The 26408-nt window shown below is 62.9% G+C and carries 28 protein-coding genes, 1 tRNA gene and 1 pseudogene; 14 read left to right on the top strand and 16 right to left on the bottom strand.

Annotated features, from left to right (window positions below; translation table 11 throughout):
- Positions 1 to 6: 6 nt before the first annotated feature.
- The 5 genes from CXY80_RS03590 to CXY80_RS03570 all read right to left on the bottom strand — a co-directional run bounded on the left by CXY80_RS03590 (position 7) and on the right by CXY80_RS03570 (position 3708).
- Positions 7 to 306 (bottom strand): Dabb family protein, encoded by a 300-nt coding sequence (locus tag CXY80_RS03590; protein WP_104131639.1) that lies wholly within the window; start codon positions 304 to 306, stop codon positions 7 to 9.
- The gene (locus CXY80_RS03585) at positions 303 to 572 is read right to left on the bottom strand and encodes a glutaredoxin family protein (protein WP_104131638.1); all 270 of its coding nucleotides are present in this window, start codon (positions 570 to 572) and stop codon (positions 303 to 305) included. Before CXY80_RS03585 ends, CXY80_RS03590 begins: the two co-directional genes overlap by 4 nt.
- 46 nt (positions 573 to 618) lie before the next feature.
- A complete protein-coding gene (locus CXY80_RS03580) occupies positions 619 to 2649 on the bottom strand; it encodes an Ig-like domain-containing protein (RefSeq protein WP_158251557.1) in 2031 nt (676 codons plus the stop codon).
- 372 nt (positions 2650 to 3021) lie between these two features.
- Complete coding sequence (locus CXY80_RS03575; RefSeq protein WP_003792170.1) at positions 3022 to 3120, bottom strand: 30S ribosomal protein bS22; 99 nt, start codon at positions 3118 to 3120, stop codon at positions 3022 to 3024.
- A 132-nt stretch (positions 3121 to 3252) separates the two neighbouring features.
- The gene (locus tag CXY80_RS03570) at positions 3253 to 3708 is read right to left on the bottom strand and encodes a helix-turn-helix transcriptional regulator (protein WP_092448435.1); all 456 of its coding nucleotides are present in this window, start codon (positions 3706 to 3708) and stop codon (positions 3253 to 3255) included.
- Positions 3709 to 4121: 413 nt separating this feature from the next.
- On the opposite strand from CXY80_RS03570, the gene CXY80_RS03565 reads away from it, so the two are divergent.
- From CXY80_RS03565 to CXY80_RS03555, 3 genes are all read left to right on the top strand, one after another.
- Positions 4122 to 5441, top strand: coding sequence for a TrkH family potassium uptake protein (locus CXY80_RS03565; RefSeq protein ID WP_233194913.1), 1320 nt, complete (start codon positions 4122 to 4124; stop codon positions 5439 to 5441).
- Between the two features lie 210 nt (positions 5442 to 5651).
- The gene (locus CXY80_RS03560) at positions 5652 to 6323 is read left to right on the top strand and encodes a TrkA family potassium uptake protein (protein WP_092448437.1); all 672 of its coding nucleotides are present in this window, start codon (positions 5652 to 5654) and stop codon (positions 6321 to 6323) included.
- Positions 6324 to 6479: 156 nt separating this feature from the next.
- Complete coding sequence (locus CXY80_RS03555; RefSeq protein WP_233194911.1) at positions 6480 to 8093, top strand: chromosome partitioning protein; 1614 nt, start codon at positions 6480 to 6482, stop codon at positions 8091 to 8093.
- A 3-nt stretch (positions 8094 to 8096) separates the two neighbouring features.
- Here CXY80_RS03555 and proC read toward each other — a convergent pair whose 3' ends face one another.
- Positions 8097 to 8945 carry a pyrroline-5-carboxylate reductase gene (gene proC / locus CXY80_RS03550; protein ID WP_104131636.1) on the bottom strand — a complete coding sequence of 283 codons (849 nt, stop codon included), beginning with the start codon at positions 8943 to 8945 and terminating at the stop codon, positions 8097 to 8099.
- Between the two features lie 92 nt (positions 8946 to 9037).
- Between proC and CXY80_RS03545 the strand changes: the two genes are divergently transcribed.
- Positions 9038 to 10000, top strand: a complete 963-nt coding sequence (locus CXY80_RS03545) for a cation diffusion facilitator family transporter (protein WP_092448439.1) — start codon at positions 9038 to 9040, stop codon at positions 9998 to 10000.
- A 3-nt stretch (positions 10001 to 10003) separates the two neighbouring features.
- Here CXY80_RS03545 and tadA read toward each other — a convergent pair whose 3' ends face one another.
- Complete coding sequence (gene tadA / locus CXY80_RS03540; RefSeq protein ID WP_206750280.1) at positions 10004 to 10480, bottom strand: tRNA adenosine(34) deaminase TadA; 477 nt, start codon at positions 10478 to 10480, stop codon at positions 10004 to 10006.
- A 34-nt stretch (positions 10481 to 10514) separates the two neighbouring features.
- Between tadA and upp the strand changes: the two genes are divergently transcribed.
- The 4 genes from upp (at position 10515) to CXY80_RS03520 (ending at position 14090) form a co-directional block, all read left to right on the top strand.
- A complete protein-coding gene (gene upp, locus CXY80_RS03535) occupies positions 10515 to 11147 on the top strand; it encodes a uracil phosphoribosyltransferase (RefSeq protein WP_104131635.1) in 633 nt (210 codons plus the stop codon).
- A 493-nt stretch (positions 11148 to 11640) separates the two neighbouring features.
- Positions 11641 to 12342 (top strand): winged helix-turn-helix domain-containing protein, encoded by a 702-nt coding sequence (locus CXY80_RS03530; RefSeq protein WP_104131634.1) that lies wholly within the window; start codon positions 11641 to 11643, stop codon positions 12340 to 12342.
- Positions 12343 to 12718: 376 nt separating this feature from the next.
- Entirely contained in the window at positions 12719 to 13126 is a 408-nt protein-coding gene (locus tag CXY80_RS03525; protein ID WP_092448488.1) for a MarR family winged helix-turn-helix transcriptional regulator, read from the top strand.
- Positions 13127 to 13391: 265 nt separating this feature from the next.
- Complete coding sequence (locus tag CXY80_RS03520) at positions 13392 to 14090, top strand: SDR family oxidoreductase (RefSeq protein ID WP_104131633.1); 699 nt, start codon at positions 13392 to 13394, stop codon at positions 14088 to 14090.
- Between the two features lie 3 nt (positions 14091 to 14093).
- On the opposite strand, the gene CXY80_RS03515 is transcribed toward CXY80_RS03520, so the two are convergent.
- The 4 genes from CXY80_RS03515 to CXY80_RS03500 form a co-directional block, all read right to left on the bottom strand.
- Positions 14094 to 15557: a cryptochrome/photolyase family protein gene (locus CXY80_RS03515; protein WP_092448444.1), complete on the bottom strand. Its 1464-nt coding sequence runs from the start codon at positions 15555 to 15557 to the stop codon at positions 14094 to 14096.
- An 855-nt stretch (positions 15558 to 16412) separates the two neighbouring features.
- Positions 16413 to 16574 (bottom strand): methionine/alanine import family NSS transporter small subunit, encoded by a 162-nt coding sequence (locus CXY80_RS03510; protein ID WP_092448445.1) that lies wholly within the window; start codon positions 16572 to 16574, stop codon positions 16413 to 16415.
- Entirely contained in the window at positions 16571 to 18181 is a 1611-nt protein-coding gene (locus tag CXY80_RS03505) for a sodium-dependent transporter (protein WP_104131632.1), read from the bottom strand. Before CXY80_RS03505 ends, CXY80_RS03510 begins: the two co-directional genes overlap by 4 nt.
- Before the next feature lie 486 nt (positions 18182 to 18667).
- Positions 18668 to 19261 carry a putative transposase gene (locus tag CXY80_RS03500; RefSeq protein ID WP_146070664.1) on the bottom strand — a complete coding sequence of 198 codons (594 nt, stop codon included), beginning with the start codon at positions 19259 to 19261 and terminating at the stop codon, positions 18668 to 18670.
- Between the two features lie 171 nt (positions 19262 to 19432).
- Here CXY80_RS03500 and CXY80_RS20415 point away from each other — a divergent pair, with 171 nt between their 5' ends.
- The 3 genes from CXY80_RS20415 to CXY80_RS03490 all read left to right on the top strand — a co-directional run bounded on the left by CXY80_RS20415 (position 19433) and on the right by CXY80_RS03490 (position 20989).
- Positions 19433 to 20014, top strand: coding sequence for a transposase (locus tag CXY80_RS20415; protein WP_255411825.1), 582 nt, complete (start codon positions 19433 to 19435; stop codon positions 20012 to 20014).
- Between the two features lie 159 nt (positions 20015 to 20173).
- Positions 20174 to 20725: a transposase gene (locus CXY80_RS20405; protein WP_369828614.1), complete on the top strand. Its 552-nt coding sequence runs from the start codon at positions 20174 to 20176 to the stop codon at positions 20723 to 20725.
- Between the two features lie 69 nt (positions 20726 to 20794).
- Positions 20795 to 20989, top strand: a complete 195-nt coding sequence (locus CXY80_RS03490; RefSeq protein ID WP_104131630.1) for a hypothetical protein — start codon at positions 20795 to 20797, stop codon at positions 20987 to 20989.
- 319 nt (positions 20990 to 21308) lie between these two features.
- Here CXY80_RS03490 and CXY80_RS03485 read toward each other — a convergent pair.
- Positions 21309 to 21381: transfer RNA gene (locus CXY80_RS03485), tRNA-Arg, on the bottom strand.
- Between the two features lie 373 nt (positions 21382 to 21754).
- On the opposite strand from CXY80_RS03485, the gene CXY80_RS19380 reads away from it, so the two are divergent.
- Positions 21755 to 21919, top strand: a complete 165-nt coding sequence (locus tag CXY80_RS19380) for a hypothetical protein (protein WP_158251556.1) — start codon at positions 21755 to 21757, stop codon at positions 21917 to 21919.
- A 137-nt stretch (positions 21920 to 22056) separates the two neighbouring features.
- Here the strand turns inward: CXY80_RS19380 and CXY80_RS03475 are convergent, their stop codons facing one another.
- On the bottom strand, positions 22057 to 22260 hold the full coding sequence (locus CXY80_RS03475; RefSeq protein WP_092453201.1) for a hypothetical protein: 204 nt from the start codon (positions 22258 to 22260) through the stop codon (positions 22057 to 22059).
- Positions 22261 to 22526: 266 nt separating this feature from the next.
- On the opposite strand from CXY80_RS03475, the gene CXY80_RS03470 reads away from it, so the two are divergent.
- Both CXY80_RS03470 and CXY80_RS03465 read left to right on the top strand, forming a co-directional pair.
- The gene (locus CXY80_RS03470; protein ID WP_092453204.1) at positions 22527 to 23264 is read left to right on the top strand and encodes a flavodoxin family protein; all 738 of its coding nucleotides are present in this window, start codon (positions 22527 to 22529) and stop codon (positions 23262 to 23264) included.
- Between the two features lie 53 nt (positions 23265 to 23317).
- Positions 23318 to 23716, top strand: coding sequence for a DUF1294 domain-containing protein (locus CXY80_RS03465; protein ID WP_104131629.1), 399 nt, complete (start codon positions 23318 to 23320; stop codon positions 23714 to 23716).
- Here the strand turns inward: CXY80_RS03465 and CXY80_RS03460 are convergent.
- The 3 genes and pseudogenes from CXY80_RS03460 to CXY80_RS20005 form a co-directional block, all read right to left on the bottom strand.
- Complete coding sequence (locus tag CXY80_RS03460; RefSeq protein ID WP_104131628.1) at positions 23703 to 24272, bottom strand: hypothetical protein; 570 nt, start codon at positions 24270 to 24272, stop codon at positions 23703 to 23705. The genes CXY80_RS03465 and CXY80_RS03460 overlap by 14 nt on opposite strands.
- Before the next feature lie 364 nt (positions 24273 to 24636).
- Entirely contained in the window at positions 24637 to 26169 is a 1533-nt protein-coding gene (locus CXY80_RS03455) for a plasmid pRiA4b ORF-3 family protein (RefSeq protein WP_104131627.1), read from the bottom strand.
- A gap of 31 nt (positions 26170 to 26200) precedes the next feature.
- Positions 26201 to 26408, bottom strand: a pseudogene (locus CXY80_RS20005) (hypothetical protein); the annotation flags it as partial.

Below are 26408 nucleotides of genomic sequence, written 5' to 3'. Positions count from 1 at the left end.
GATCAACTAGACCTCGAGGTCGACCGCCAGGCGGTCGGCGACGACGGTACGGATGAACGCACCAGCCTTCTTGTGCTCCGGGTGCTTCTGGTAGCGGTCGAGGGCCTCGAGGTCGTCGAAGTCGGCGATCAGCGCGACGTCCCAGTTCTCGTTGCCGGCAACATCCGGCCCCACCGTCAACGCGCGAATCTCGGGCACAACCCCGACGAGGGCGTTCAAGCCGGCAGCGATCTGGGCCGCGTCGTCGGCCTTCTTGCGCGGGGTGAGAGCGCTGAGTTTCCAGCAGACGATGTGACGAATGGTCATGAGACCTCCAGTAGGGCGGTGCGCAGGCGCACCGGATCGATGCGCCAGTAATTGTGCACCTGGCCGTTAATGAGGAGCACCGGGATGTCCTCCAGGTAGAGGTCGTGCAACTCGCCGTCATCGAGAATGGAACGTTCCTCGAGCGTGATAGTGAGGGCCGATGCGTCATCGGCGAGCTTGGCCACAACGCTGCCGACCACGTCGCGTGCGTCGTCGCAGAGGTGACAACCGGGCTTGCCGATCAGGGTGAGGTGTGCGGTGGGCATGGGTCTAGCCTACGAGGCCGCGGTTACTCGACTAGACCATGCTCTGTTAGATGGAACTGCCGGTTCGGAACGTCCAGGTTTTCGTTGCAAGGGGGTTGCCGGCCGCATCCCGCACCGCACTGGTACCGCCCGTAATCGTCACCCGGTACAGCGTGTTGGACGCGAGCGTCACGGAGGGATTGATCGTGAGAACTTTCGTCGTCGAATTGAAGTTCCTCACTGCCGTAATAACCGTGCCGGTCGAAGCATTCGTCAATTTTACCGTTGACGAACTCACGCCGATGATCGCTTCGCTGAAGGTCGCCGTCGCGTTGGCGGTACGGCTAACGGATGTCGCCCCCGATGCCGGGCTGACACTGGTAATAGTGGGTACCGGCCCCGACGTGAACGACCAGGAGGTGGGCACTAACGGGTTGCCGACGGCGTCCAGCAGGCCAGACACGTTGACCGAGAAGAGCCTGTCGGCGCCGAGGGTGGCTGTGGGGTTGAGGGTCGCCGTGCGGGTTGTCGCGTCATACGTGACGGCCGCTGGCACGAGCGTCGTTCCCGTCTTCATCGTGATCGTGGTCGTCGAAACCTTCGTCACCGGCTCACTGAAGGTGACCGTGACGTTGGCGGTCCGGCTGATTGCGCGGGCATCCGTTCTGGGGACCGCCGCGATGATCGTGGGTGCCGGACCCGACTGAAACGACCAGCTCGTGCCGGCGATCACGTTGCCGGCAATGTCACGCACACCGGTCACGGTCACGGTATAGAGCGTGTCCGCTGCGAGGGTCGACGACGGGTTGAGCGTGGCGACGTTTGTCCCCGAGGCGTAGGTCACGGCCGCAGCTACCGTTGCCGTTTGGGAGCGCAGTGAGAACGAGCTCGCCGTCACATTGATGACCGGTTCGCTAAACGTCGCCGAGATGTTCGCCGTCTGGCTGATCGACCGTGCATTGACGACCGGCACCCGGCTAGTCACGGTCGGCGGGGTGACGTCGCTGTTCCCCAGCGAGACGTCGCTGTTCCCCGGCGAGACGTAGAGCAGATAGTTGCTCGTTGACCGAGCGTCGAAGACCACCCCCTGCGTTGCCTGTGCGGAAAGAAAGTCGTCGATTTGCGCGGGAGTTGACGACGCGTTGACCTGTAGGTACCGCGCTACGGCACCAGCAACATGGGGCGCTGCCATGGATGTACCGCTCATCAGCGTACTGTCAGTATCCGACCCGATGAAGCTGGAGCGAACCCCGCTACCGGGGGCAAACAGGTCGACGCACTCCCCGAAATTGGAGTAGCTCGACCGGTAGTCGCCCTCGTCGGTTGCGCCGACGGTGATCGCCGCGGGCGTCTCGGCCGGAGAGGCGGTACCGCACGAGTCTTGCGACCTGTTGCCCGCAGCGACGACGACCGGCACGCCGGCTGCCGAGGCGTTTTCCACTGCCTCGTCCAGCAGGGTGTTGGACTCGCCGCCGCCGCTAATGTTAATGACCGAGGGGCCTGACCGGTAGGTAACGACCCAGTCAACGGCAGCGATCAGGTCCGAGACGTAGCCGCTCCCTCCGCAGTCGAAGACGCGGAGGGCGACCATGCTCACGGACTTCGCAATACCGTAGGTCGTACCGCCAATGGTGCCGCTGACATGCGTGCCGTGGCCGTTGCAATCGCCGGCGTCGCTGTCATCATCGACGAAGTCATAGCCGCTCGTCGCACGGCCACCGAACTCGGTGTGGGTAAGCCGGATTCCCGAGTCGATCACATAGACCGTCACGCCAGCCCCTGACGTTCCGTAGTCGTAGGTGCCAGAAAGAGCCGAAGAACGCTGGTCGATGCGGTCTAGTCCCCATGGGGCATCCGGCTGCAACGTGTCGATGTGAGTTTCGGTATCCAGCTCGACCCGCTCGACCAGGGGGCTGCTGCGCAAGTGCGCGATTTGGGCCGCGGTGAGCTTGGCCGAGAAACCAGCGAATGCCGCGCGGTAGCGGTTGTCAATCCTGACGCCCGCCCGGCTCTGAGCCTCGGCGAGGGCGACGCCGGCAGCGGATGACGCCGCCTGCACGATCACTGATTGGCGGGGATCAGCGGGATCCGCAGCCATGGCAGCGCCTTGCGCGCTCGCCGCGAGCGTGGCGGCCGCACTGGCCGCTTGTGCCGTGAAAGTGCTGGCAGGCAGTATAATCCCCGCAAGCACCAGCAGCGGGATGATTATGGCAGCAGTACATCGACGCAAGAGCGCCGAGGGAGCGTAGTTCACGGGTGTAGCCTCTCGGACGCTAACGCCCACGTATTCCATCAATAGTGATGCCGCGCACCATGGCACCGCCACCCCCATTCGGGGTAATGGCACATCGACGCTATGCTACCGGTGCAACGCGCAGGAACACTCCTCCGCCCAGCCGTCTCTCAGGCAAGCAAAAAGCGCCAGTCCCGAAGGGCTAGCGCTTTGCTCACAGAACAACGAGGAGTCGTTCTACTTCTTATTACGACGCTGGTGGCGAGTCTTGCGAAGCAGCTTGCGGTGCTTCTTCTTCGCCATACGCTTGCGTCGCTTCTTAATTACAGAACCCACACGGACCTCACAAGTATTGGTTTAGTCGCGGGGCCCGCGACTGACACGAAAACACCATTCTATCGGACAAAACGCTCTCCAACTACTCAACCGTCGGATCGGGCCGGTCGTGGGAACGCGAAATGCCCGATTTCAACCGTTTCTGCGCCACTTCTTCGCGGTCGCATCCTTGACCACCTGGGACATCTGCGAGGCGTCGGCGAAAGCCTTGCCGATGGCCGAGGCGAAGGCTCGCTGCTCGTCTTTCAACCCCTCACCCTCCAGATCGGCGGTCTTGACGGCCTGATCGAAGTCGACGCTGAGGAACGGGATCAGCCAATCCTCGATCTCCTCGAGCGGCGAATATTCCAGTCGGTAGAAGCGGTGTTGCCCGTCTTCGCGCACGGTGACCAGACCGGCTTCACGCAGCACCTTGAGGTGCTTGGAGACAGTCGGCTGGCTCAGCCCGAGATGACCGACGATGTCGGACACGCTCAGTTCGCTGCGCCCCGCGCTCCCGGGCTCGCCGGCGGGATCAGCCCGCTCCAAGAGGATGCGCAAAATGTCGCGTCGCGCCGAGTCTGCCACCACGGTGAAGATGTCTGCCATACCCTCAGGGTAGTCATTCGTACTGGGTAAAAACCACCGCTGGGTAGTACCATGTCAAACTGGCACAGGTCGCAGGTCAATCGGGGGTTCCAGGTGTTGTCGAGAACCGGGACAGGGCCGTCCCTCCCCCACCCACTCTCTATTTTGGTGCGCATCCGGGACCGCGTGAGGGCGTTATTGTTCACACACGGTATTAATGAGCTTGCCCTGATCGATATCGTTGGCAGTTGCGCACCAAGGTCACGACTCTCGGACCGATGGCGGGCCGGATCGATACCTGCGGCTTAATTTAGTCATTAGAGTGTCGACGAGTTTGGTCAGCGACCCTCATCGTCGAGCGGAGAATCCCCATGCACCACGCCCACTCCGAACCAAGTCAAACGCAGGAGCCTCGGTCCCTGATCCGCGAGTTCGTGAAGCGTTCGCCCTCCCGGGCCGCAGCACTCATCTTCGTCGCGGCCGCTCTTTTCTTCGCCATCGTCTTGTCTCTTCCGATCGCTGCGGCAGATGGGAACCGGACGCCCCTGCCCGATGCCATTTTCACCGCCGTCTCGGCCGTGACAGTGACGGGCCTGACGACGCTGGACACAGCAACTCACTGGTCTTTCTTCGGACAGGCGATGATTCTGCTCGCTATCCAGATTGGTGGGCTCGGCATTGTCACGATTGCCCTGCTCCTGGCGCGGGCGGTTACTCGGCACCTGGGCCTCGGCGACAAGGTCTTCGTTCAGCAGAGCCTCGGCACGTCGAGGCTCGGTGAGGTCGGCAGCCTGCTTCGCACCGTGGTGCTGACCACGCTAGCGATCGAAGCGGCACTCGTGGCAGTCCTGATCCCACGGTTCGTGATGATCGAAGACAACTGGTGGGAAGGCGTCTGGCACGGACTCTTCTACGGAATCTCCTCGTTCAACAACGCCGGCTTCGTCTCGCATGCGGGCGGCCTCGGCCAGTTCGATGGCGACTACTGGATTCTGACCCCGATCATGATTGGAGTATTCGTCGGAAGTTTCGGCTTCCCCGTGTATCTGACCTTGATCCAACACAAGTGGAATAGAAAGCGCTGGACCCTGCACACCAAGCTAACCCTCGGCACGACCACACTTCTGCTCATCGCCGGAGCGGTTGCCTGGGGAGCCATGGAATGGGGAAATGAACGGTCAATCGAACACCTCAGCATCCCGGACAAGCTCTTCCACGCCTTATTCGCCTCGACCATGATGCGTTCCGGCGGATTCGCCATCACGGACACGAGCGAATCGAACCCGATCACCCTCCTCATGACGGACGCATTGATGTTTGTCGGTGGCGGATCCGCATCGACTGCGGGAGGCATCAAAGTGGTCACGCTCGCGGTCCTCTTCCTCGCCATCGTCGCGGAAGCGCGTGGCGATAGGCGCGTCATGATCGGCGGACGGACGATTCCCGACGGCACCCTGCGGCTCGCCATCAGTGTCACATTCCTAGGCGCCACGCTCGTGCTCGTGGCGACCGGGCTCATCATGATGATCAGCGATGAGCCGCTGGATCGCATCCTCTTCGAAGTTATCTCCGCTTTCGCTACCTGCGGCCTGTCTGTTGGGCTCAGCGAAGAGCTGCACCCGGCGGGAAAATACGTGCTTAGCCTCCTCATGCTGGCCGGCCGGATTGGCCCGATCGGTCTGGCTGCTGCCCTTGCGCTCAAACAACGCAATGTTCTCTACTCGCTCCCGGAAGAACGCCCGATCATTGGGTAGTCCGTTCAGTCAGGCAACTTTGGCCAGGCTCGCTGGCCGTCGAACCGCTCGATCGCCCTGTTGATTTTCGGCATGGTGGTTTACCGGAAGGCGTGTACGTGATGGCGGCCACGATGTTCATGGGCCGGGTTGGTACAGTGATTCTCGCGGCAGCATTGGCCGCAAGGCAGAGCAGGCAACTGTTCAAACACCCAAAAGAGAGGCCCATCGTTGGTTGATCGCATCAAACACGACGCTCCCGTACTCATCGTCGGGCTCGGGCGTTTCGGTGCTGCCACAGCCGGCCAGCTCGACCGTCTCGGCCGCGAAGTGCTCGTGGTCGACACGAGTGAGGCGCTGGTGCAGAAATGGTCGGAGCGAGTCACCCACGCTGTGCAAGCGGATGCCCGCTCCCTCGAGGCGCTGCAGCAAATCGGCGCCCAGGACTTCTCCATCGCCGTCTGCGCAACCGGTGCCTCGGTCGAAGCGAGCGTGCTCATCGTGGCGAACCTGGTTGACCTGAAGATCCCGCAGATCTGGGCCAAGGCCATTTCCAAGTCACACGGCAAGATCCTCGAACGCATCGGCGCTAACCACGTGATCTACCCCGAGGCCGAGGCCGGGGAACGCGTTGCCCACCTCGTGTCGGGTCGCATGCTCGACTTCATCGAGTTTGATGATGACTTCGCCCTCGTGAAAATGTACCCGCCGAAGCAGATCCGCGGCCTCAACCTGGTTGACTCCGGCGTGCGTCGCAAGTACAACGTCACGGTGGTCGGCGTGAAGAGTCCGGGAAAGCCGTTCACCTATGCCACCGCTGAGACGGTGGTCTCCAACCACGACCTCATCATCGTGTCGGGCGCCGAAGCCGACATCGAGCGGTTCGCGGCGCTCGGATCTTAACCGATCAGCATCCGTTCTGGCGGAATGCACCCGGATTCGGTGAATAATCCTCCAATTCGTGGACGGCGACCGGCTATTCTCCTACTACGGATATAACTCGTCGCAGCTCGGCGAGGCTGCCTGTGGCGTCATGTCCGAGGACGGAAAGGCTCATCCATGTCACGAAACGTTCCCGCGCTCCCCGATACCGTTGCGCCCGAGGCCGGATTCACGGTGCCTGACACCACCGCTGACATCATCGCCGAAGTGCAAACCGATACGACGGGCGAGGTCACCATCAACGGCGCAACGCGCACGGTGACCGGCAACGATGAGGCCGGCGTGCGCGAGGAGATCATCGGTCTCGTCGTCGAGACTGCCCGCACCCGCGGGCAGTCTGTGCTGCTGCAGGTCAGCGACGAGCAGGGCGACTGGCCGCTGACGGTGCACCCGAACGGACGCGTCGAGTCCGCCGGACCGGTCGTCGTCGGGCGGCATCCCAAGCCCGCGCACACCGTGCCGCTCCCCGTGCAGAACAGTTCGTCGCGGTCTGCCGTGCCGATCGAAGCGGATGCGCGCACCCCGTTTGCTGCGCTGCTGCAGCCGCCCGCCGCAGAAGCCGCCGCCGATGAACCCGACGATGAACCCGTCAGCCTGTTCGAATCCCTGCTCGCTCCTCTGGCTGTTGCCGCGGAGCCGCGGGCATCCGTCGGCGGAGCAGAGCGGACACCGTCGCTGCCAGTCGCGTCAGCGCCGGTCGCGTCAGAGCCGGTCACATCGGTGCCGGTCACATCACGTCCAGCCACCTCGCCATTCGTTACCTCGCCCGCTGCCGCGGCCGCCGCGACATCGACCACCGTCCCGCCCAACCTCGCCGATTTTCTGAGCTCGCGGCCGCCGGCACCGACCGGTCCGGCCGAGCACGGCTGGCAGGGCGCCATGCGCCGCCTCACCGGCGGGCTGGTCTCGCTCGCGCCGAGTCCCGCCGAGCAGATGCAGCGCAGCGCCATCAGCGCCGTGCAGCGCAGTCTGAACGGTCCCCGCACGATCGTGGTCCTCAACCCCAAGGGCGGGGCGCACAAAACAACCGCAACGCTGCTCATTGCGGCAACGTTCGGCATCTATCGCGGCGGCTATACCCTCGCCTGGGACAACAACGAGACCATGGGAACCCTGGGCGTACGCGCCCAGGCCGCTCGGCACACCAATACGGCCGTCGATCTGCTGCGCGACCTGGATCGCTTCGGTGATGCTCGCTCCCGGGTGGGCGACCTCGACAACTATGTACGGTCGCAGGGCGACGCCCAGTTCGATGCGCTCGCCTCCGACCTCGATCCGGCCGGAGCGGCGAGCATCGACGATGTCGCATTCCGCAAACTGCATACAACGCTCAGCCGCTTCTACCGGGTGCTCGTCATCGACACCGGCAACAACATGCGGGCCAGTAACTGGGAGGCGGCCGTGGAGACCTCCGACCAGCTCGTGATCGTCTCGACCATCCGCGAGGACACCGGTTACGGTGCAGCCTCGCTGCTCGACGGCCTGCGCCAGAAGGGGCACGCCGACAAGGTCGCCCAGGCGGTGACCGTACTCGCTTCACCGTCGAAGACCGCGGATGAGCAGTTGTCCGCGCGCCTGCACGACCACTTTCGCCAGCTCACCCGCACCGTCGTCGACGTTCCCTACGACGCTTCGCTGGTCGGCGGCGGACCGCTCAACGTCGACGCGCTGGCGCCCCGCACCCGCTCAGCCTGGCTGCAGGCGACGGCCGCCATCGCCGAGGGGCTGTAGGCGCTAGGAGGCGGCGAGTTCCTTCGCACGCGCCAGGGCGGCATCCGTTGCGGTGTCGAAGAGTTCCTTGAGGCCACCCTTTTCGAGCTCCCAGACGGCGCGCTCGGTGGTGCCGGACGGACTTGTGACCAGGCGGCGCAGTTCGCTCGGCGACTTGTCCGAAACGGCGAGCAGCGAGCTCGCACCGAGGAAGGTTCCGTTGACCATGATGGCCGCTTCTTCGGGCGTGAACCCCTTGGCGATGGCCGTTTCGGTGAGCTGCTCGATCAGGTAGAACACGTACGCGGGGCCGGAGCCGCTGATGGTACTGAGGGCGTCGAGCTTGCTCTCGGGAACGAGCAGAACGTCGCCGACGGTCGCGAACAGGGCACGGGTGAGTTCGAGGTCAGCGTCGGTCGATCGGGTGCCAGCGCTGATGCCGGTGACGGCCATGCCGACGACGGCGGGCGTGTTCGGCATGGTGCGGATGACGTGCACGGTGCTGGGCAGCAGCGATTCGAAGGTGTCGATGGTGACGCCGGCCGCGACGCTCAGCACGAGCGTGCCGGGAGCGAGCGACGTGCCGATTTCCGCCAGCAGATCGGCGACCATGTACGGCTTGACGGCGATGATGACGATCTGGGCGCCGTCGATGGCTTTGAGGTTCGCGTCAGCGTCGATTTCGGTCGCGTAGGCGGTGACACCGTCGGTGTCGGCCAGCTCGGCGGCCTTGACCGCGGTGCGGTTGGTGACGCGAATGCCGCCCTCAACGGTGACGCCGGGCTTCAGCAGGCCGGCCAGAATGGCGCGAGCCATGGAGCCGGCGCCGAGGAAGGCGATCGTGGGCAGAGTCACATTCGGGGAAGAAGTCATCCGATCAGTCTACTTTTTCCGTCATCGAGGTGCCCAAAACGCCCCACCTGAGCGCAGCCTCCGCCAGCTGGCGCCGGTTCTAAGATGATCCCATGAGCGCATCGGGCGGAAACAAGGCAATCGTGGCGGCCTTCGCGGCCAATCTGGGCATTGCCATCACCAAGTTCGTGGCCTGGGCTTTTTCCGGCTCCTCCTCGATGCTGGCGGAGGCGGTGCACTCGGTAGCGGATGCCGGCAACCAGTTGCTCCTGCTGCTCGGTGGTCGCAAGGCGAAAAAGCGGGCCGACCTGGAGCATCCGTTCGGCTATGGGCGCGAACGCTACGTCTACGCCTTCGTGGTGTCGATCATCCTGTTCTCGATCGGCGGTGTGTTCTCGCTCTATGAGGGTTTCGACAAGCTGCAGCACCCGCATCCGCTCGAAAATGTCTGGCTACCGATTCTGGTGCTCACTATCGCCATGGTCCTCGAAGGCTATTCGCTGCGCACCGCGATTCGGGAATCGAACCATGTGCGAGGGAAGCAGAGCTGGGTGCAGTTCGTGCGGCACGCGAAGGCGCCCGAGCTGCCCGTCGTACTGCTCGAAGATGTCGCGGCGCTCACCGGCCTGGCCTTCGCCTTCGTGGGTGTCGGCCTGACCATCATCACCGACGAGCCGATCTGGGATGCGATCGGCACGCTCGCCATTGGCGCGCTGCTCGTGCTGGTCGCGATCATTCTCGGCATTGAGACCAAGAGCCTGCTGGTCGGCGAAGGCGCCAGCAGGAGAGATCTCGATGCCATCGAGGCGGCCATTCTCGACGGCCCGGAGACCAGGCGCATCATTCACCTCAAGACCCTCTATCTCGGCCCGGACGAGATTCTGGTCGGCGCCAAACTCGCCTTTGACGGCGACCACCGCTTTACCGACGTCGCCGCGAATATCAACGCCGTGGAGACCCGCATTCGAGCCGCCGTGCCGTTGGCCCGCACCATCTATCTCGAGCCGGATATCTACTTCGACCCGAACCTGGCCGACCCGCCGACCGACAGCTTCGTGATCAAGGGACTCGAGTAGGACTCAGCGCCGGCTTCTGCGCGCCGGATCCTCGAAGAATTCCCGCAGAATGGTGCCGCACTCGACCTCGTTGACGCCAGCGAAGACCTCGACCCGGTGGTTGAGTCGGCGGTCGCGCAGCACGTCGTAGACCGACCCGGCCGCTCCCGCTTTTTCATCCCAGGCGCCGAAGACGACCGTGGGCAGCCGGGCGGCGAGGATGGCGCCGGAGCACATGACGCAGGGTTCGAGCGTGACGATCAGGGTGCATTCGGTCAGGTGCCAGTCCCCGGTGTGCGCGGCGGCCTGGCGAATGGCGACGACCTCGGCGTGCAGGGTGGGGTCCTGGTGCAGTTCGCGCTCGTTGCGGCCCCGGCCGATCACCTGGCCCGCGCTGTCGACGATGATGGCGCCGACTGGCACGTCGTCGGAAGCCAGGGCGGCGCGCGCCTCGGTCAGGGCCAGCAGCATCCACTCATCGTGTTGATCTCGTGCACCCATGTCTCACCTCAACCCGTCTAGTAGAATCGAGCCTATGCGAGTCCACGTTGCCGACCACCCGCTCATCACGCACAAGCTCACCGTGCTCCGCGACAAGGACACGCCGTCGCCGCTGTTCCGATCGCTGGTCGAAGAGCTCATGACGCTGCTCGCCTATGAAGGTACGCGCGGCGTACGGGTGGAAGCCGTGACCGTGCAGACCCCCGTATCGGCGGCGCAGGGCGTGCGGATCAGCGACCCGAAGCCGCTCGTCGTGCCGATTCTGCGCGCCGGCCTGGGAATGCTGGAAGGTATGGTCAAGCTGTTGCCGACCGCCGAGGTCGGTTTTCTCGGAATGGCCCGCAACGAAGAGACGCTGCAGCCGACGACCTACGCCGAACGCCTGCCCGACGATCTGTCGGATCGGCAGTGTTTCGTACTCGACCCGATGCTCGCCACCGGCGGCTCGCTCATCGCCGCGATCAACTTTTTATTCGACCGCGGCGCGGTCGACGTGACGGCCATTTGCATTCTGGCGGCCCCGGAAGGCCTCGCCGCCGTCGAGGCGGCACTGGCCGGCCGCGAAGTGACGATCGTGCTGGGCGCCGTCGACGAGAAGCTGAACGAGCTGGGCTACATCGTGCCCGGCCTCGGTGATGCGGGCGACCGCTTGTACGGCCTGGTCTGATTTCATGCAGGTCCTGCGACCGACGACACGCTAGGCCCGGGTCACATCAATAATCTTTGATCAATCCACGTTTCGTCATGCAATATTTCACAAAGACGTGATTTTGCACGGAATCGCCTAAACGGGCAGCACGCTGCGAACGTGTTGCACGTCATTCGGTGACTTACCGCGACGCCAAATTGACACGCGGCGTCACATTCCGCTTTACTCACAGTTATGACAACCAGCGCACGCCCCCTGACCTCCCTCGAGGCCCCCGGGACTGCCGCCATGATGATGGCCGGCACCCCCGCCATCCGCTGTTGCCGAATGTGCCGCTAACCGCGACTTTCCCCCTCGCGTTCACTGCCTGACAGTTCAGGCTGACGCCCCGAATGCTTTTCGATGCATTCGCCTTCCGGCCCCACGGGCCACACCTCGAGTCTCAGGCACGGAATAGGCGCTTCGCGCATCCGTCGGGCTCCCGTCGATCGAACAGTCAAGGACCTCTCCCATGTCTCTCGCACACATCCACGCCACTCGCCCCACGCTCAACCGCCCCGACCTGACCCTGGCCCCGCCGGTGGCCACCCCCCGCATTCGCGCCGTGCCCAGCGGCACCGAGGCTCGCGGCTTCGTGCTCTACGTCGGCATCGATGAAGCCAAGGCGGCCGCGGCCGGCACAAGCCTGAACCGCATCGTCGAGGCGCTCAAGGCCCTCGCCGCCGACATCGCCCCCTCGTCCGAGACCTACGCCGCCGTCGCTTTGGCCCCCCAGGGCGCCGGCGGCCGCGACGTTGACGTCGTGCGCCTGGCCCTGCAGGATCCGGCCGCACTCGCCGCCCACCGCGCCGAGCCCGAAGAACTCGACCGAGCCCGCAGCGGTGTCGTCGTCGACATCTCCCGCAAGCGCGTCATTCTCGATAACGAGACGGCAGCACTGACCTACAAGGAGTTCGAGCTGCTGCAGTACCTCGTGCTGCGTGAGGGCCGCACCATTGACCGGGCCGAAATCATTTCGTCGCTGTGGAACTCCGCCGACGAGGAAGACACCCCGAACGAACGCACCATCGACGTGCATGTTCGCCGTCTGCGCTCCAAGCTCGGCCGCTACGAAGACATCGTGCGCACAGTGCGCGGTGTCGGCTACCGCTTCGACCGCCACGCGGACGTCGCTATCCGCCAGTCGACCACGCCGAGCCCCGACCTGTTCTGAACGGCCGCTCACGTGCTGCCGGTTAAAAGGACTGAGGGCCAGTCGCAGAGGCTACGACTGACCCTCTTCCCTTGCACCAAGAGTGTCCTGCAATCACATTTCACGTCGTCCGCCACAGCAAACGGTTGACGCACCTAAAACATATAACGAATAGGTAACGGGCGCCACCTTTGGGCCAGAAAATCACCTGCGAGTTTCATGCACGGCATCCGTTTTTTCTCAGCAAGCGGATGCTCCCGGCCCAGCCACCGACCCTGGCCCGGCCTGCCCCGCCGAGTCTCTATCCTTGATAGAACGAGGTTAGGAGCCGCAGGTGGTGGATCGAACAATCGCGGTGGGCGCGTGGGAATCGCTGTTTCGCGCCCAGGTGGCCATCATGCGCAGCCTGGCCGCGAATTTTCCGTCCAAGGAGATTTCGCTCAACGAGTACGACGTGATGTTCAACCTGTCTCGGCAGCCGGAGCGACGCATCCGCTTGCGTGATCTCAATCAGCACGTGCTGTTGACTCAGCCGAGCGTGAGTCGCCTCGTTGATCGGCTCGTGTCGCGCGGATATCTACACAAGCTCAGCGACCCGAGCGACGGGCGCGGCGCGATCATCGAGCTCACCGAGGCAGGCCTGGCTCTGTTTCGACGGGTCGCTGTTATGCACATGGGCGCGATCACCGAGCGCATTGGCGAGTCTCTGACTCAGGCCGAACTGCTGCAGCTCGCCGCACTGTGCGACAAGCTGCGCGTCGACTGCCCTGGCGAGCGTGACGAGGACCCAACACTCGACGTTTAACCCACGCCGGCCATCGAAAGGTCGGGCGATGGAACGAGGGCCCTACCCCTCGTCCCACCGAGGCAGTCCCTCGCAGGGATGCCTTCCTCACCGTGCGCCCGAACATTGCCCGGCGAGAAAATCGGGTGCAACCACGTACCGGTCCCTGGGAACAAAACGAACGCCGACAAGTTGAGAAATGCTCGCTTTGGTCGATGCTATCCCAGCTTGGGGACGGAAACCCTAATCTTGCGCAAGCACTCAGCATCTCGTTTATCATGAAGCCATGGCTTCCCTCTCCGGTTCATCCGTTCTTATCGTCGGCGCTACCGGTGGCTTGGGCCGCGAAATTGCCCAGCTTCTGAGCGAAGAGGGCGCTCTGCTCACCCTGCACGGGCGCAGCGCTGAGCGTCTCGCCGAACTCGGCATCTTTGGAGCGACGGTCACTGGCGACCTGAGTGATCCGAGCACGGCCGCACAGCTCGTGTCCGCCGCCCTAGCCGCACACGGCCGCCTCGACGGAATCATCAACGCCGCCGGAGTCGTAGCGTTCGGCCCCCTAGCGGATGTCGCTGACGAAACAATAGATACGCTGATGGCGGTGAACGCGACGGCACCGATGCGCCTGCTCCGGGCCGCCCGTCCCGCTCTGACCGAATCATCCGGCGGGCATCGTGATCCGTTCTTTGTCACGCTCAGCGGCATTGTGAGCGAGCGCCCAACCGCGAACATGGCGGCATACTCGGCCTCGAAGGCAGCCCTCGCGGCCTTCGCGCAAGCGGCGGGCCGGGAGATGCGACGGGACGGCATCCGCTTTCTTGATGCACGACCCGGCCATACCGAAACGGGGCTGGCCACCCGACCGATCCAGGGGGCAGCACCGCCACTACCTACCGGCTATCAGCCAGCGGATGTCGCCCGACGCGTCGTCGACGCGATCATCTCCGGCGAACGCGACCTGCCGAGCACCGCCTTCGCCGGATAGCCCCTACCAGTCCGTGCGCGTGCGCTCCTGAGCCACAACCTCGTCGCGGTCCACAAGACGCCTCAGGCCGGCGAGCGGCTGGGCCATGCGGTGATTACCGCGGATGCGCGGCTCCACGCGATCCAGGAATGCCCAATATCCGGCCGTGAACGGGCAGGCCTCCGGACCCAGCCGAATTTTCGGATTGAACCGACAGCCCCCGCAGAAATCAGTCATCTTCGAGATATAGGCGCCACCGGCGGCGTAGGGCTTCGTCGCGACAATGCCGCCGTCGGCGTGCTGCGACATGCCGACAACATTGGCCGGCATGACCCACGGTGTTCCGTCGACGAAGGCATTGATAAACCAATCCGACAGTGCCGACGGTTCGTAGCCTCGCTGCAATGACCAGTTGCCCAGAATCATGAGGCGCTGAATATGATGCGCGTACCCGGTGCGGGAAACCTCATCGAGCACGTGGCTCAAGCACCGCGCTTCGACGGCGGCACCGTTCAATTCCAGAAACGCTGGCGGAAGCGGCTCGTGGGCTCCAAGAAAATTGCTCTCCGCGACGTAGTTCTCACCGAGGTGCCAGTACAGGTGCCAGACCCAGTCCCGCCAGCCCATGATTTGGCGCACCACGGCCTCGGCGCTGGGCAACGGAACCTGACCGGAGTGGTACGCCAGGACGACCGCGTCGATGACTTCCTGCGGATGCAGGAGGCCGAGGTTGAGTGGGACGCTCAACCTAGAGTGGGCCATCGTGCTGTCCCCGATCAGCGAGGCATCCTCGAAGGGCCCGAAGTCCGACAGTCGCGTTTCGACGAAATCATCCAGCGCCGCGAGCGCTTCCTCGCGGGTGGCCGCAAATCGGCGCGGGCCATCCGCTCCGATCAAGTGCACTCGGCCCTCGGCGACGAGGCGGTCAAGGTCTCGGCGCACCTCCTCGTCGATGTCGTCTTCGACCGGGGCCCACGGGTCGGGCAGGCCGAGACTGGCCGCACGTTTCGGTGGCGGCTGTCGATTGTCGTGATCGAAGTTGAAGCGCCCGCCCTCCGGCTCAGGGCCACGCATAAGTGTGCCGGTGGTCGTGCGCACGTGGCGGTAGAACTGCTCCATCACAAGCCGGGATGCGGGCCGGCCGTCGGCCCAACTGGCGAAGTCCTGTTCGCTCGTCACGAAGCCTCGACTCGGCAGAACGGATGCGCCCAATTCTGCGACCAGCGCGCGTGCGCCCCACGAGGTGGGGTTGATCACCTCGAGATTACGGCCCTTGAGCACGTCCCGGTAGTGCTCGGCTCGCAGAAACTCTGCGCGATCACCCAACTCCCGCGCGCGGTGGCGAAGTGCGCTCAGGATGAGGTGGGCTTTAGCCCGGTGATACGTGCGTCGCCCCAGAACGGCAGCCGCCTCGACCAGCACAATGGGCCCACCGTCGTCGTAGTGGGGACCGAGCTGGTCGGCAAACAGAAAGCGCGGCAGGGACATGATGCCGATTCTATCCCCGCCGATAAAAGACACAAAGCACCCCGTCCGACACGTGGCGAACGGGGTTAAGCGGTGCGCCGGAAGGGATTCGAGCAGTGCTCCCGCCAACATCAAGAATCCAAGACCCACTGTCTTCGTCCATGTAAATACCGATACTGCCTTCCGTATTTTTATGAGTATGCGATGACGAACGTGGAGATAGTGTGGCGCACTTTGGCCGATGCCGCGCTGGACGGTCAACGGGACTGGGCCAGCATCCGGATATCGCTGGCGCAGCTTCTGTCGCGCCGTCCACCACAACCTGCGTGCCGACACGATGGTGTCAACGACCCTGCCCGCTACCCAAAACCTCTTTGACGACATCGAGGTCGACTACGTTCAACTCGGCATCTACCTGCTCTACGAATCTCAATTCGGCGCAAACTGCGCCCAAAGGTTGAAGTCTTCGCGGAATACCCCGATGAGCTCTCGTTCGGTGGAATACCCGTTGGGACCATCCTGCTGCCGTGATCCTCTACACGAGCAACGGTCTCTGCCGCGACGGGGACCTCAGCAGCAGGAACCTGTCGTGGCGGAGGGACAAAGCACGCCGCAGTCGAACCGCCCTCCCGGCCACCGAACAACGCAAATTTGTGGCATTGCGAACAGGTGGCTTAGGGGTCCGGGTGCCAAATTTTCGTCGCTTTCAGAAAATCTGCTCCTCACGGCCGTCGTCGCGCGAGCCCGCTTTCTCAAGCTCATACAAAGGTCGCCCGCTCCGGGCAGCGGGGCGTGCTGAAGAACTATCCGCGAACAGCCGATCTGGCGAACCGACTCAGCCGCGGGCAAATCAACGTCACTTTGCGGGTCACGAACCTACCGTCGTGGCGACACGGATGCGCCGTCGTGCAAAACAGCGTCGGCTTCCTCGTCGTCGATGGCTTCCGGATGCCGTTTGAGATTGAGCAGGGCCATCCCCAGCCCTCCCCATACGGCCAACAAAGCGATGATCATCATGACGATCGCGGAGGTACTCATGGGTTCTTCCTTTCCCCCGCTGCGGATCCGGATGCGGCGGTTTCGGGCAGGCGAGTTTCGCGATCCATGGTCTCATCCGCGGCGGATTTATTCGCATCGAGTTCGGCGTCCAGGATCGGTTCATGGATATTTTTCTCATAAGCGGCGGATCGATGACTCCACGGAATCTTCGAGAGCAGGTAGGCGATCAGCACCAAGGCAATCACCATGCCCCAGCCGAAGACGCCGACAAACCAGTCCGGTAAACCGCCGTAGCCCTCGCTGATCCTGGTGGTGACGGTGTCGATCAGGATGTAACCCAGGACCACCGGAGTGACACCGCCGATGAAAATCTGCCAACTGCGGCCCAGCTTAATCGAGGACGTTGCATTGATGTGTTCGCGCAGCCGGGGAAGAGCGCTGAACCCAGCGGACATCGCCACTACGGCCACCAGTGCGACGGCTACAATTCCGAAGCTATTGACAAAGGCATCGGTTACATCGAGCAGGTTCAGGCCCGTCGTCGTTGGAAACAGCAGGATCGATATCAGGGCAATAGGGATGCCGACGACCAGCGCTGCCTTCACCCGCCGCCAGCCTAACTTGTCCTGAACGGCGGCAATGATGACTTCGACGATACTGATCAGCGACGTTAGACCGGCGAACACAAGCGAACCGAAGAACAGCACTCCCAACAGAACACCCGCCGGCGCCTGCGCAATGATGGTCGGGAACGCAATGAATGCCAGACCGATACCGCTGACAGCGACTTCGTCCACACCAACCCCGCTCGATGCCGCCATGAATCCCAAGGCCGCGAAGACCCCGATGCCGGCCAGCAGTTCGAAGCCGGAATTGGCGAAGCCGACGACGAACCCGGAACCGGTCAGATCGGTTTTTCGCCGCAGGTAGGAGGAATACGTGATCATGATCCCGAAGGCCACCGACAGTGAGAAGAAGATCTGCCCATAGGCAGCCACCCAGATAGAACTGTCACCGAGCCGGGTCCAGTCCGGCGTGAAAAACGCGTCCAGTCCGGTCCAGGCACCCTCAAGGAACAGCGCTTGGACGACCAGAATGAGGAACATGATCAACAGCAACGGCATAAACACGATGGAGGAGCGGGCAATTCCCTTTTGCACTCCCAAAGCGAGGATGGCGATAACCACGCCCCACACGAGAATCAGCGGAATGAGCACGGAGGGCACGAAGTCGAAGCCCAGGTTCACCTGATCGCTGACCTGGAGGAACTCGCCGGTAAAGAAACCCGCTGCGTCGTCGCCCCAAGCGGTGGTGAAGGAGAATATGAAGTACATGCCGGCCCAGGCAATGATCACCGCGTAGTACACAGCAATGACGAAACAGATTCCGACTTGCCACCAGCCAATGGCTTCGGCTTTGGGATGCAGTCTCCGCATTGCCAGCGGCGGTGACCCACGAAATCGGTGCCCGATGGCATAATCGAGGAAGAGTAGCGGTATTCCGGCAGTGAGCAAGGCGACCAGGTACGGGATAATGAACGCCCCGCCGCCGTTTTCGTAGGCAACGTAGGGGAAGCGCCAGATATTACCCAGTCCCACGGCGGACCCGATGGCAGCGAGAATGAACACTCTCCGCCCGGACCACATTTCACGTTCCGGCCGCGCACTCACAGTCGAGGGCGGTTGTTGTGTCTTTCCCAATGCACTCACAATTATGATCCTCGCTACAGAAACTCTTGGTAGGTAACCTTCTTCACGGTATCCCCGCCCCAGAAATCATGTCAAGACGCACGGCTACATTGATTCGTAGAATCATTCGAAAGAGAACCTCACATAAGTCGATATCTTCTGATTTCATTTCTCGTTATCGGTGTCACTGGTGCTTGCGAACGCGTAGTAATGCGTCTTTTACGGGAGGCTGAGTGCGAGGTACCGCATGTTTGGGTCGTTGTGGATGTATCCGATAGATAGAAAAGGTGTAGTTCTGAAATATTGAAAGCAGAAACCGGGTGGCCCGGGCACCCGTGAGGTATGCCCGATCAAAATCTTTATCGGTTAACACCAATTGTGCTGCCCTGCCGAGTACCAGGGGTCCTGCCCTGGACGCGTTAGGTCGATATGTTTTGGGACAACTCAGAAGTGCTCTTTGATGGCATATCGCAGGATCAGGTCGGTGCCCGGATATCGGGTCTGAGTTTCGGTGAGGCTCGTGCAGAGCTCGCTGACGGCGGCGGTTCCGCGTTGGGTGGGCATCGGGTTCAGGGTGCTAATGAGGATGCCGGGCTGGGTAGAGTCGATGTCGCCGGGCTGCTTGAGGATTTGCCGAACCAGGTTGTGGGCGTCGCGGTCGGCGCGCTGGAAACCGGTGTTGGTGTGGATCTCTCGGGCGAAGGTCACTGCGGTGTTGAACGCGGCCATCCGAATAGTGTGGGTGAGGCGCTTCATCTCCTGATCCAGGACCTGCTGCCCGGGCCAGCTTTCACCCAGCGGAACCCGTGCGGACAGCTCCCGGTAGGCATCGTCGGCCGTGGCCGCCGTGGTTGCGGCGGCGATCAGGGGTGCGTGGATGTCGTTGTGCATCTGCTTGGTGCTCGTGATCCCGTTGGCACCGGGTTCCGATGTGTTGAAGGCGAGCCTGGCGGCCGATACTGTGCCGGCGACGGCGTCTCGGTAGTTGCGGGCGTTGTCTTGAACCAGTTTGGCTTTCACCTTGGGGGGATTTGGCACGAGTCGTGTCGCGTCGTCGTCGCCGCTGGCGTAGGAATCGTGGGCATCGAGCGCGAAGCGTTCCCGGCCGAACCGGAAGTAGTTCTTCTGCCGCCACCGGGCAGCCTGAACCGTCCCTGNTGAACCGTCCCTGATTTCCTGCCGCTTTCTTTCTGGTGAAAGGATTCGGATATGCCCAAGAAACACCCAACAGAGGTTCGCGAACGAGCGGTCCGTATGACTCTTGATCGTTTGAAGGATTACCCGTCAATGTGGGCCGCGTGCCGCGACCTGGCCCCCAAGCTCAACATCGGCGCCGAGACGCTCCGAAAGTGGGTCACCCAGGCGCAGGCCGACGCCGGCGAACGCACCGGGCCCACGAGCGAAGAGCTCGAGGAAATCAAACGGTTGAAGCGCGAAAACCGTGACCTGCGCGAGACGAACGACATCCTCAAAGCGGCAGCGTCTTTCTTGAGCTCAGGGAGCTCGACCCTCGCAACCGTCCCTAGTCGCTTTCATCCTGGGGATGAAGGTGAACGGCCATGGAGTCGAGTTGACGTGCGGCGTCCTGCGCGAGCAGGGCGTCGTTGTCACTTCACGGTCATGTCGGGCATGGAAGACTCGCGCTGCCGCCGTGCGAGTTCAGAGCGACGCGGTCCTCGTCGACCGTCTCAAAGCATTGAAAGTGCGAGACGTCCAGGGTCGTCAGCAACCCGAGATCCTCTATGGTCGGAGGAAGGTGACGGCGTGGCTTCGCCGGGGCGGGTTCGCTGACGTGTCCAAGCACACGGTCGACCGTTTGATGCGTCTCGAGGGCATGAACGGCCTCGTGCGAGGCCGGAAGCCCTGGGCGTCGGCCTCGACCGGCAAGGACTCACCTCATGCCCCTGACCTACTCAAACGGAACTTCAGTGCACCCCGGCCGAACCACAGCTGGGTAACGGATTTCACGTACGTGCCGACGTGGGCGGCTTCGTCTACGTGGCATTCGCAATCGACCTGTACTCTCGTGCGGTTGTGGGCTGGCATGCTTCAACGGTCAAGGACACACCGTTCGTTGAGGTCTGTTTGAATATGGCTCTCTGGCGCCGCGACCATGCCGGCCACGCCATACGGCCCGGTTTGATACATCACTCCGATGCGGGCTCACAGTATACGTCTATCAAGTTCACAGAGACCCTCGCGCTCGAGGGGCTCGTCGCCTCGAGCGGGACCATCAGAGACGCCTACGATAACGCGGCTGCCGAGACCGTCATGGGGCTCTACAAGAACGAGGCCGTGGCGAAGACCTCACCGTTCGTGACGGGCCCATTGAAGAGCCTCGCTGACGTCGAAAAACTCACCTTCGACTGGCTGGATTGGTACAACAATCGACGCCTGCACAGCGCACTCGGCAACATGCCGCCCGAAGAATATGAACGCAACTACGACGCTGAAACAAACGGCCCGATAAATATCGAAACCGCCAACAAAACGGCGGCATGAAACCCGGGACGGTTCAACACTCAGGAGCGGGAAACAACACAGAGATACTGGATGTGACTCTGGTGCGGGGTGACCCAAATCACTGTCAGCGGAACAGTTATTCAGTTGCCCAAGAGTTTCGATGGCGGCCCCAACGCTCGGCACCAAGGCAAGACGAAGACACCTCGCTCGCGCCGCACCGTCGATGTGCCGGACTGGATTGCGGACAGACTCCTCACGTTGCCGCGCAGCGGCGAACTAATCTTCTCCACGTCGAGCGGCTAGGCGTACAGCCCGAAGAATGTTGCGCGTGCCTGGCGATTCGTTTGCGCGACCGCCGAAATGTCTGGACTCGTCACGCACGAGCTGCGCAAAACTGCCGCCACAGTGACTAGCGAGGATAAGGGCTCGCAAACAGCGGCCGATTTGCCCGGGCATGCCAGTGACACGCTGACCAAGGAGAGTTATATCAGTTGCCCGAAGTCAGTGACGGGGGCCCGCGACGCACTGGCTACGTTATTCAAAGCGGGACAATAGCGGGACCTTACCCAACGAGAAAACCCCGTCCACCAGGCTAAAAGTCTGATGAGACGGGGTTTATCTGTGCGCCCGAAGGGATTCGAACCCCCAACCTTCTGATCCGTAGTCAGATGCTCTATCCGTTGAGCTACGAGCGCATGTCGATTCCGCGAACTTTAACGCCCCGAGATCACTTGAAAACTATACCAGCTATCGAGACCTCCCCGCGCCGCGAAGGCATGCCCGGCCACGCACGAGACACCCTTTTGGAGTTTTTAACGCCTTTTAAGCGGTCATCGCGTTTTGAGATTTCTGGGGATGACACCGATTCGTTGGCGCTTCTCAAATAAGAAAGTAATTACCGAAGTCTCTATCTCCCATAAGGGTGGGTGTGTCTCATGGACGAAATAATTTCGGTACTGCGTGGGCACATCCTGCGACTGGCCCTGCTTCGCACCGGCGTCGCCTTGCTGTGCGCCGCTGTCACCCTGCTGCTCGGCGCTCTGTCGCCAGGCTCCGGCGATACAGCGGATGCCGCACCCGCGCCTCACCTCGATCGCGACAGCGCTGCTTTCCGGGCTTCCCACCGAGATAGACAGCGTGGCGGGCAACGTCGTCGCGTTTCCCGGCGCTGCGCCGGTAACGCCCATCGTGGCTGCGGTCGCCGCTCCTGTCGCGCACGTCACTCTGCCGTAGTTACATCGACCAGCCTCAACTCCGGCGGTGGCCACACGACCGGCGCGGCATCCGATCTTCCGTCGGGAGCCTCTCGCTCATCGGCATCTGCGCGGCCAACGCCGCCGAGGCACACGGCATGCCCGGAGCCGGCTGAATCATCTAGGCAGCCAGATCATCAGCGACGTGTCCGCAACGATCACACTCAGCGACAGTGCCGGGAGAATATTCGGTGATTCCTCAGCCAGCAAACCGTTCTCAACAACCAGCACAATTCCGGCTGCCTCGACATTGGTCTTGTTTCGCGGCACCGATGCAGCCTCGGTGAGCACCGGCAACTCCTCGCCCGCAGCGTTGAACATGACACCGCTCTTCGGCTCGACTCTGGACAGTGCTGGGACCAACGCGTTGCCCCTCTTGGTCCTGATCCTGCTGCTGGACCTGGCCGGTCTCGGCCTAGTCCTGCGACGCGCGGCGGGACGACGCGGGCTACTGACCCAGTAGCGGGCAGCATCCGCTGATATCAGCCGGGCGCTTCGGCTTTCAGGTCGCAGCGCCGGCTGTTGCGCGCCATCGACGGTAAAGTCAACCCCTGTTATCGGCCTCGGCCGGGTGATTTACTCATTGGGTGAATGAAACCAGCCGCGCCGACACGGCAGCCTTTGACTACTCCGACCTGCGCGCCATCTTCATCAATTGCACCCTGAAACGCAGTCCCGAGGTGAGCAACACCCAGGGCATCGTCGATCTCAGCGCTCGAATCATGCGGGAGCAGGGCGTGCAGGTCAACCTGATTCGCGCCATCGACCATGACATTGCCACCGGAGTTTACCCGGACATGACCGAACACGGCTGGCCAACGGATGCCTGGCCGTCCCTGTTCGAGGCGGTGCAGGCCGCCGACATTCTCGTGCTGGCCGGGCCGATCTGGCTCGGCGACAACGGCTCGGTGACCAAACGCATCGTGGAACGACTCTACGCCCACTCGGGCGAATTCAACGAGAAGGGCCAGTACATCTTCTATGGCAAGGTCGGCGGCGCCATCATCACCGGCAACGAAGACGGCGTGAAACACTGCACGTCGAACCTGCTCTACAGCCTGCAGCACATTGGCTATTCGATTCCGCCCGCCGCCGATTCCGGCTGGATCGGCGAAATCGGTCCAGGCCCGAGTTACCTCGACGAGGGGTCTGGCGGTCCGCAGAACGACTTCACCAACCGCAACACAACGTTCATGAGCTGGAACCTCATGCACCTCGCCTCGATCCTGAAGCAGAACGGCGGCATCCCGGCGTACGGCAACCTGCGCCAGGACTGGGACAGCGGCGAACGCTTCGGATTTGAACCGAATCCGGAATATCGGTAGCCGTCAATTCGAAAACTCGATAGTTCCGGAAACCGGGTTGGTAAAATGAGGTCATGGTTGCCGCCTGCTCTCGCCGGGACCGCGGCAGCTATCTCGCGATTGCCGGCTTCGCGGTGGTCTGCCTGGGCGTCGGCTGGTACTGGTCGCTGCCGCTGTGGGTGGCCGGTCTGTATCTGGCGGCGAGCCTGGTCTGCTTCGTGCTCTACCTCGTGGACAAACGCCGGGCCCGCACCGCACGCCGGCGGGTATCGGAGCGAACGCTTCTGCTCTGGGGATTGGTCGGCGGTTGGCCGGGCGCAATCGTGGCACAGCAAATTGTTCGGCACAAGACGCAGAAGACGCGTTTTCGCCGCGCGTTCTGGCTCACGGTCGTCGTCAACGTTGGGCTGTTCGTCACACTGAGCTCACCGGCATTCGACGAAGTGCTCGGCCAGCTGTTCAGTATTCGTTGAATTCTTCCCCGGTTTCAGCCTCGTGCTTGGCCTTCAAAATGGCCAGGTTGATCAGCACAAACGCTTCCAGGCGCTCGTTACGATGCTCGGCGTAGTCGGGTTCACGTTGATCGACGGCCAGTTCGATGAGCTTCGATGAGACGGCCGAGCTGACCTCTTCACTCGCCGACCGTTGAGCACTCGCAACGATGCGTCCCACCTGGTCGTCATCATCGGCCACGGCGTCGAGGGCCAGAGCCAGCCGCTCGTGCACCCGCAAGCGCAGGGCGAACTGCTTGAGGTCGTGTCGTTGGTCGTCGGTCAGGCTCAGCCGCCATTTCATTGACGCGAGGTCCTTGCTCATCCGGCTGACCCGCCGGGCGTACTCCTCGTTTTGCCGGGCCAGGTGGCGCAGCTCACTGCGGGCATCGGCGGCGTACCGCGCGGCGTCGTAGTCGTCGTGCTCGCGGAGCGCGCCAACGATGATGTCGTTCTTCACCGCCATGCGCACGGCCGACACCGCGATCAGCAGGCCCTCATCGACGGTGCGTTCGAGGTCGGGCAGCTCAGCGTTCACGTCGGGTTCTCTGACGTTCGCGTGAGCGTCAGCACGACGCCGGGACCGGTTCCAAATGATTGCGCCACCACTTCCTCGTGCAGGTGACTTCCATTTTATCGAAGGAACTGGTTCGTGCCGTGCGCGGATTGTGTGAGTCCTACCGTCCATCTGGTCGATGCTCTCGGTGCTGACGTGAGCCGCACACCGATGCGTGGGGCCGTCATTCACCCTGAACGAAGGGGCGATGCGTGCGGTGGAGTGCGGTGAACGCATGGGAATCCGGTTAGGCATGAGTGTCGCCCTCAGCCTTGCAACGCTCCTCCTGGCCGGGCTGGGTCGTTCCAGACGGTGTTGAGCAGGTCCATTCGCGAGAATCTCGGGCTCACGTCCAGCGGGTGAGCGCGGCACGCGCAAGCTGCCGTGCGGCATCCGTTTCGAGTCCGTGCGAGACCGACCCGCTCGGCGGAAGCAGGCTGCCCGTTCCAGCCCAGCCGAGCACCCGTCGGGTGTCTGACGCGTCGCTTAGCGCGGAGTCGTTGCCGTAGCGCCCTCGCCCGCCAAAAGTCCAGCCCACCATTGAGGTGAGCAGATCGAGCGACTCGCGGAGGCGATCCCAAGAGCGGGCTTCACCGGCGGCCACGAGCATCAGGAGGAGCAATGCGCTGTCCCGGCCGTCATCACTGCGCTCGAGCGGAAGGCGGGCCGCGAGGTAATGCCACAGCTCCACCGGAGCATCGCGCAGCTGCGCACCCCGCTTGGTCAGCAGCAGGTCGCCCCGGAATTTGCGCACCAAGCCGAGCTGCGCAGCCGTCTCCCGCAGAAACAGCAGCGGGTAGGTTTGCAACTCCCGGTTCGCCTCGCCCCGCCAGATCTTCTCTGTATCGAGCTCTTCCATCAGCGCCCGGACGCGCGCGGGAGGGAGATACCCGGCACTGGTCAAACGGATTCCGCCGCCCACGTTCCCCAGGAATGTCCGGATCACCGCGGTGGCCGTCGCGGCCTCGGCCTCATCGATCGGCGTCGGCTCCACCACGTCTGCGGACGCGAGGTAGCCAGCGAGGTGACGCTGCGCGTCCGGACTCACTCCCGCGAAGAGGATGTCCAGCTTGGAAGGCGTGCCGCCCGAGGAAGTGTGGCGGCGCAGCCAGCCGAGTGCGGCGTCCGACCCCGCCAGCCGTTCCAGACCCCGGTTGATTTCGGCGAGATCGATCTCGTCGACGAACCGGTGCAAGCCCATCTCGAAGGCGATCTCCCGTTGCTCCGGGTAGTCAGGTGGCGTCGTTCCCGCAGCCACGGCAAGAAGGTGTTCCCAGCCGTAAATCCCGCCCACGTCTTCGACCGGCCCCCGGCGGCGACCGTCGACACAGCGCACGGCGGCATCCGTCACCGCCTGCTGCGGCAGGACGTCTTCAAGTTTGATGGTGTGGTCCCAGTCGTCACCGAAATCATAGGTATAGCGGAGCCAGTCATTCTTCTTCGCCAAGAGCTGATCGAGACGCAGCTCGCTTTCCAGCACGCCCTCGTCGCCCTCCTCAACGTCGTAAGGGGTGAGGATCCCCTGCGTCTCGTGACTGTGGCGGTCTGTGGCGAGCGCGAATCGGTGCAAGTGGCTGTTGGTCCAGCCGAACGCGGTCTGCAGCACGTCGTGCAGAACGTCGAGGGTCAGGTTCGACGGCAACGTGAGTCGCCGCCAGATCGGCGGGTGTGAATCGGCGAGGTCGACGCGGAGGCGGAACAGAACCGGAGTGTCAGGTGGTGTCAGCAGTGGGAGCGGCTTGAGCGGTGCATCCACGAACGCAAGGGCTGAGTCGTCGGGCGAACCCGAGCCGGCCGTGAAGGCGTCAAACCGCGCCTTGAAGTCAGCGAAGTCGGTCACGTTCTCGGAACTCTCGTCATGGTTGGGCGGTGTCGTCATATCGACAGGATATTTGAACTTGCTCAGGACCCTAAAACGGTTGGGGGTTGGTCCCGTCGGTGTTCCAGGTGGTGTTCCAGGGGTCACTCAGGGGTTCGTCTGGTGGGGATGGTGCCGGTGGTGGCGTTTCGGTTTGCTGCAGGTGCGGACTGATGCGGGTGGCGGGGTCGGTGGCGTAGTGCTTGCCGGCGGGGCTGGTCCAGTGGACGGTGCCGTCGGGATCCGCGACGGCTTTCCAA

The organism is Cryobacterium sp. M91 (assembly GCF_002929615.1).
Taxonomy (GTDB): Bacteria; Actinomycetota; Actinomycetes; order Actinomycetales; family Microbacteriaceae; genus Cryobacterium; species Cryobacterium levicorallinum.
The sequence above is the reverse complement of the archived record's forward strand: the minus strand, read 5'-3'. Positions and strand labels throughout refer to the sequence as shown.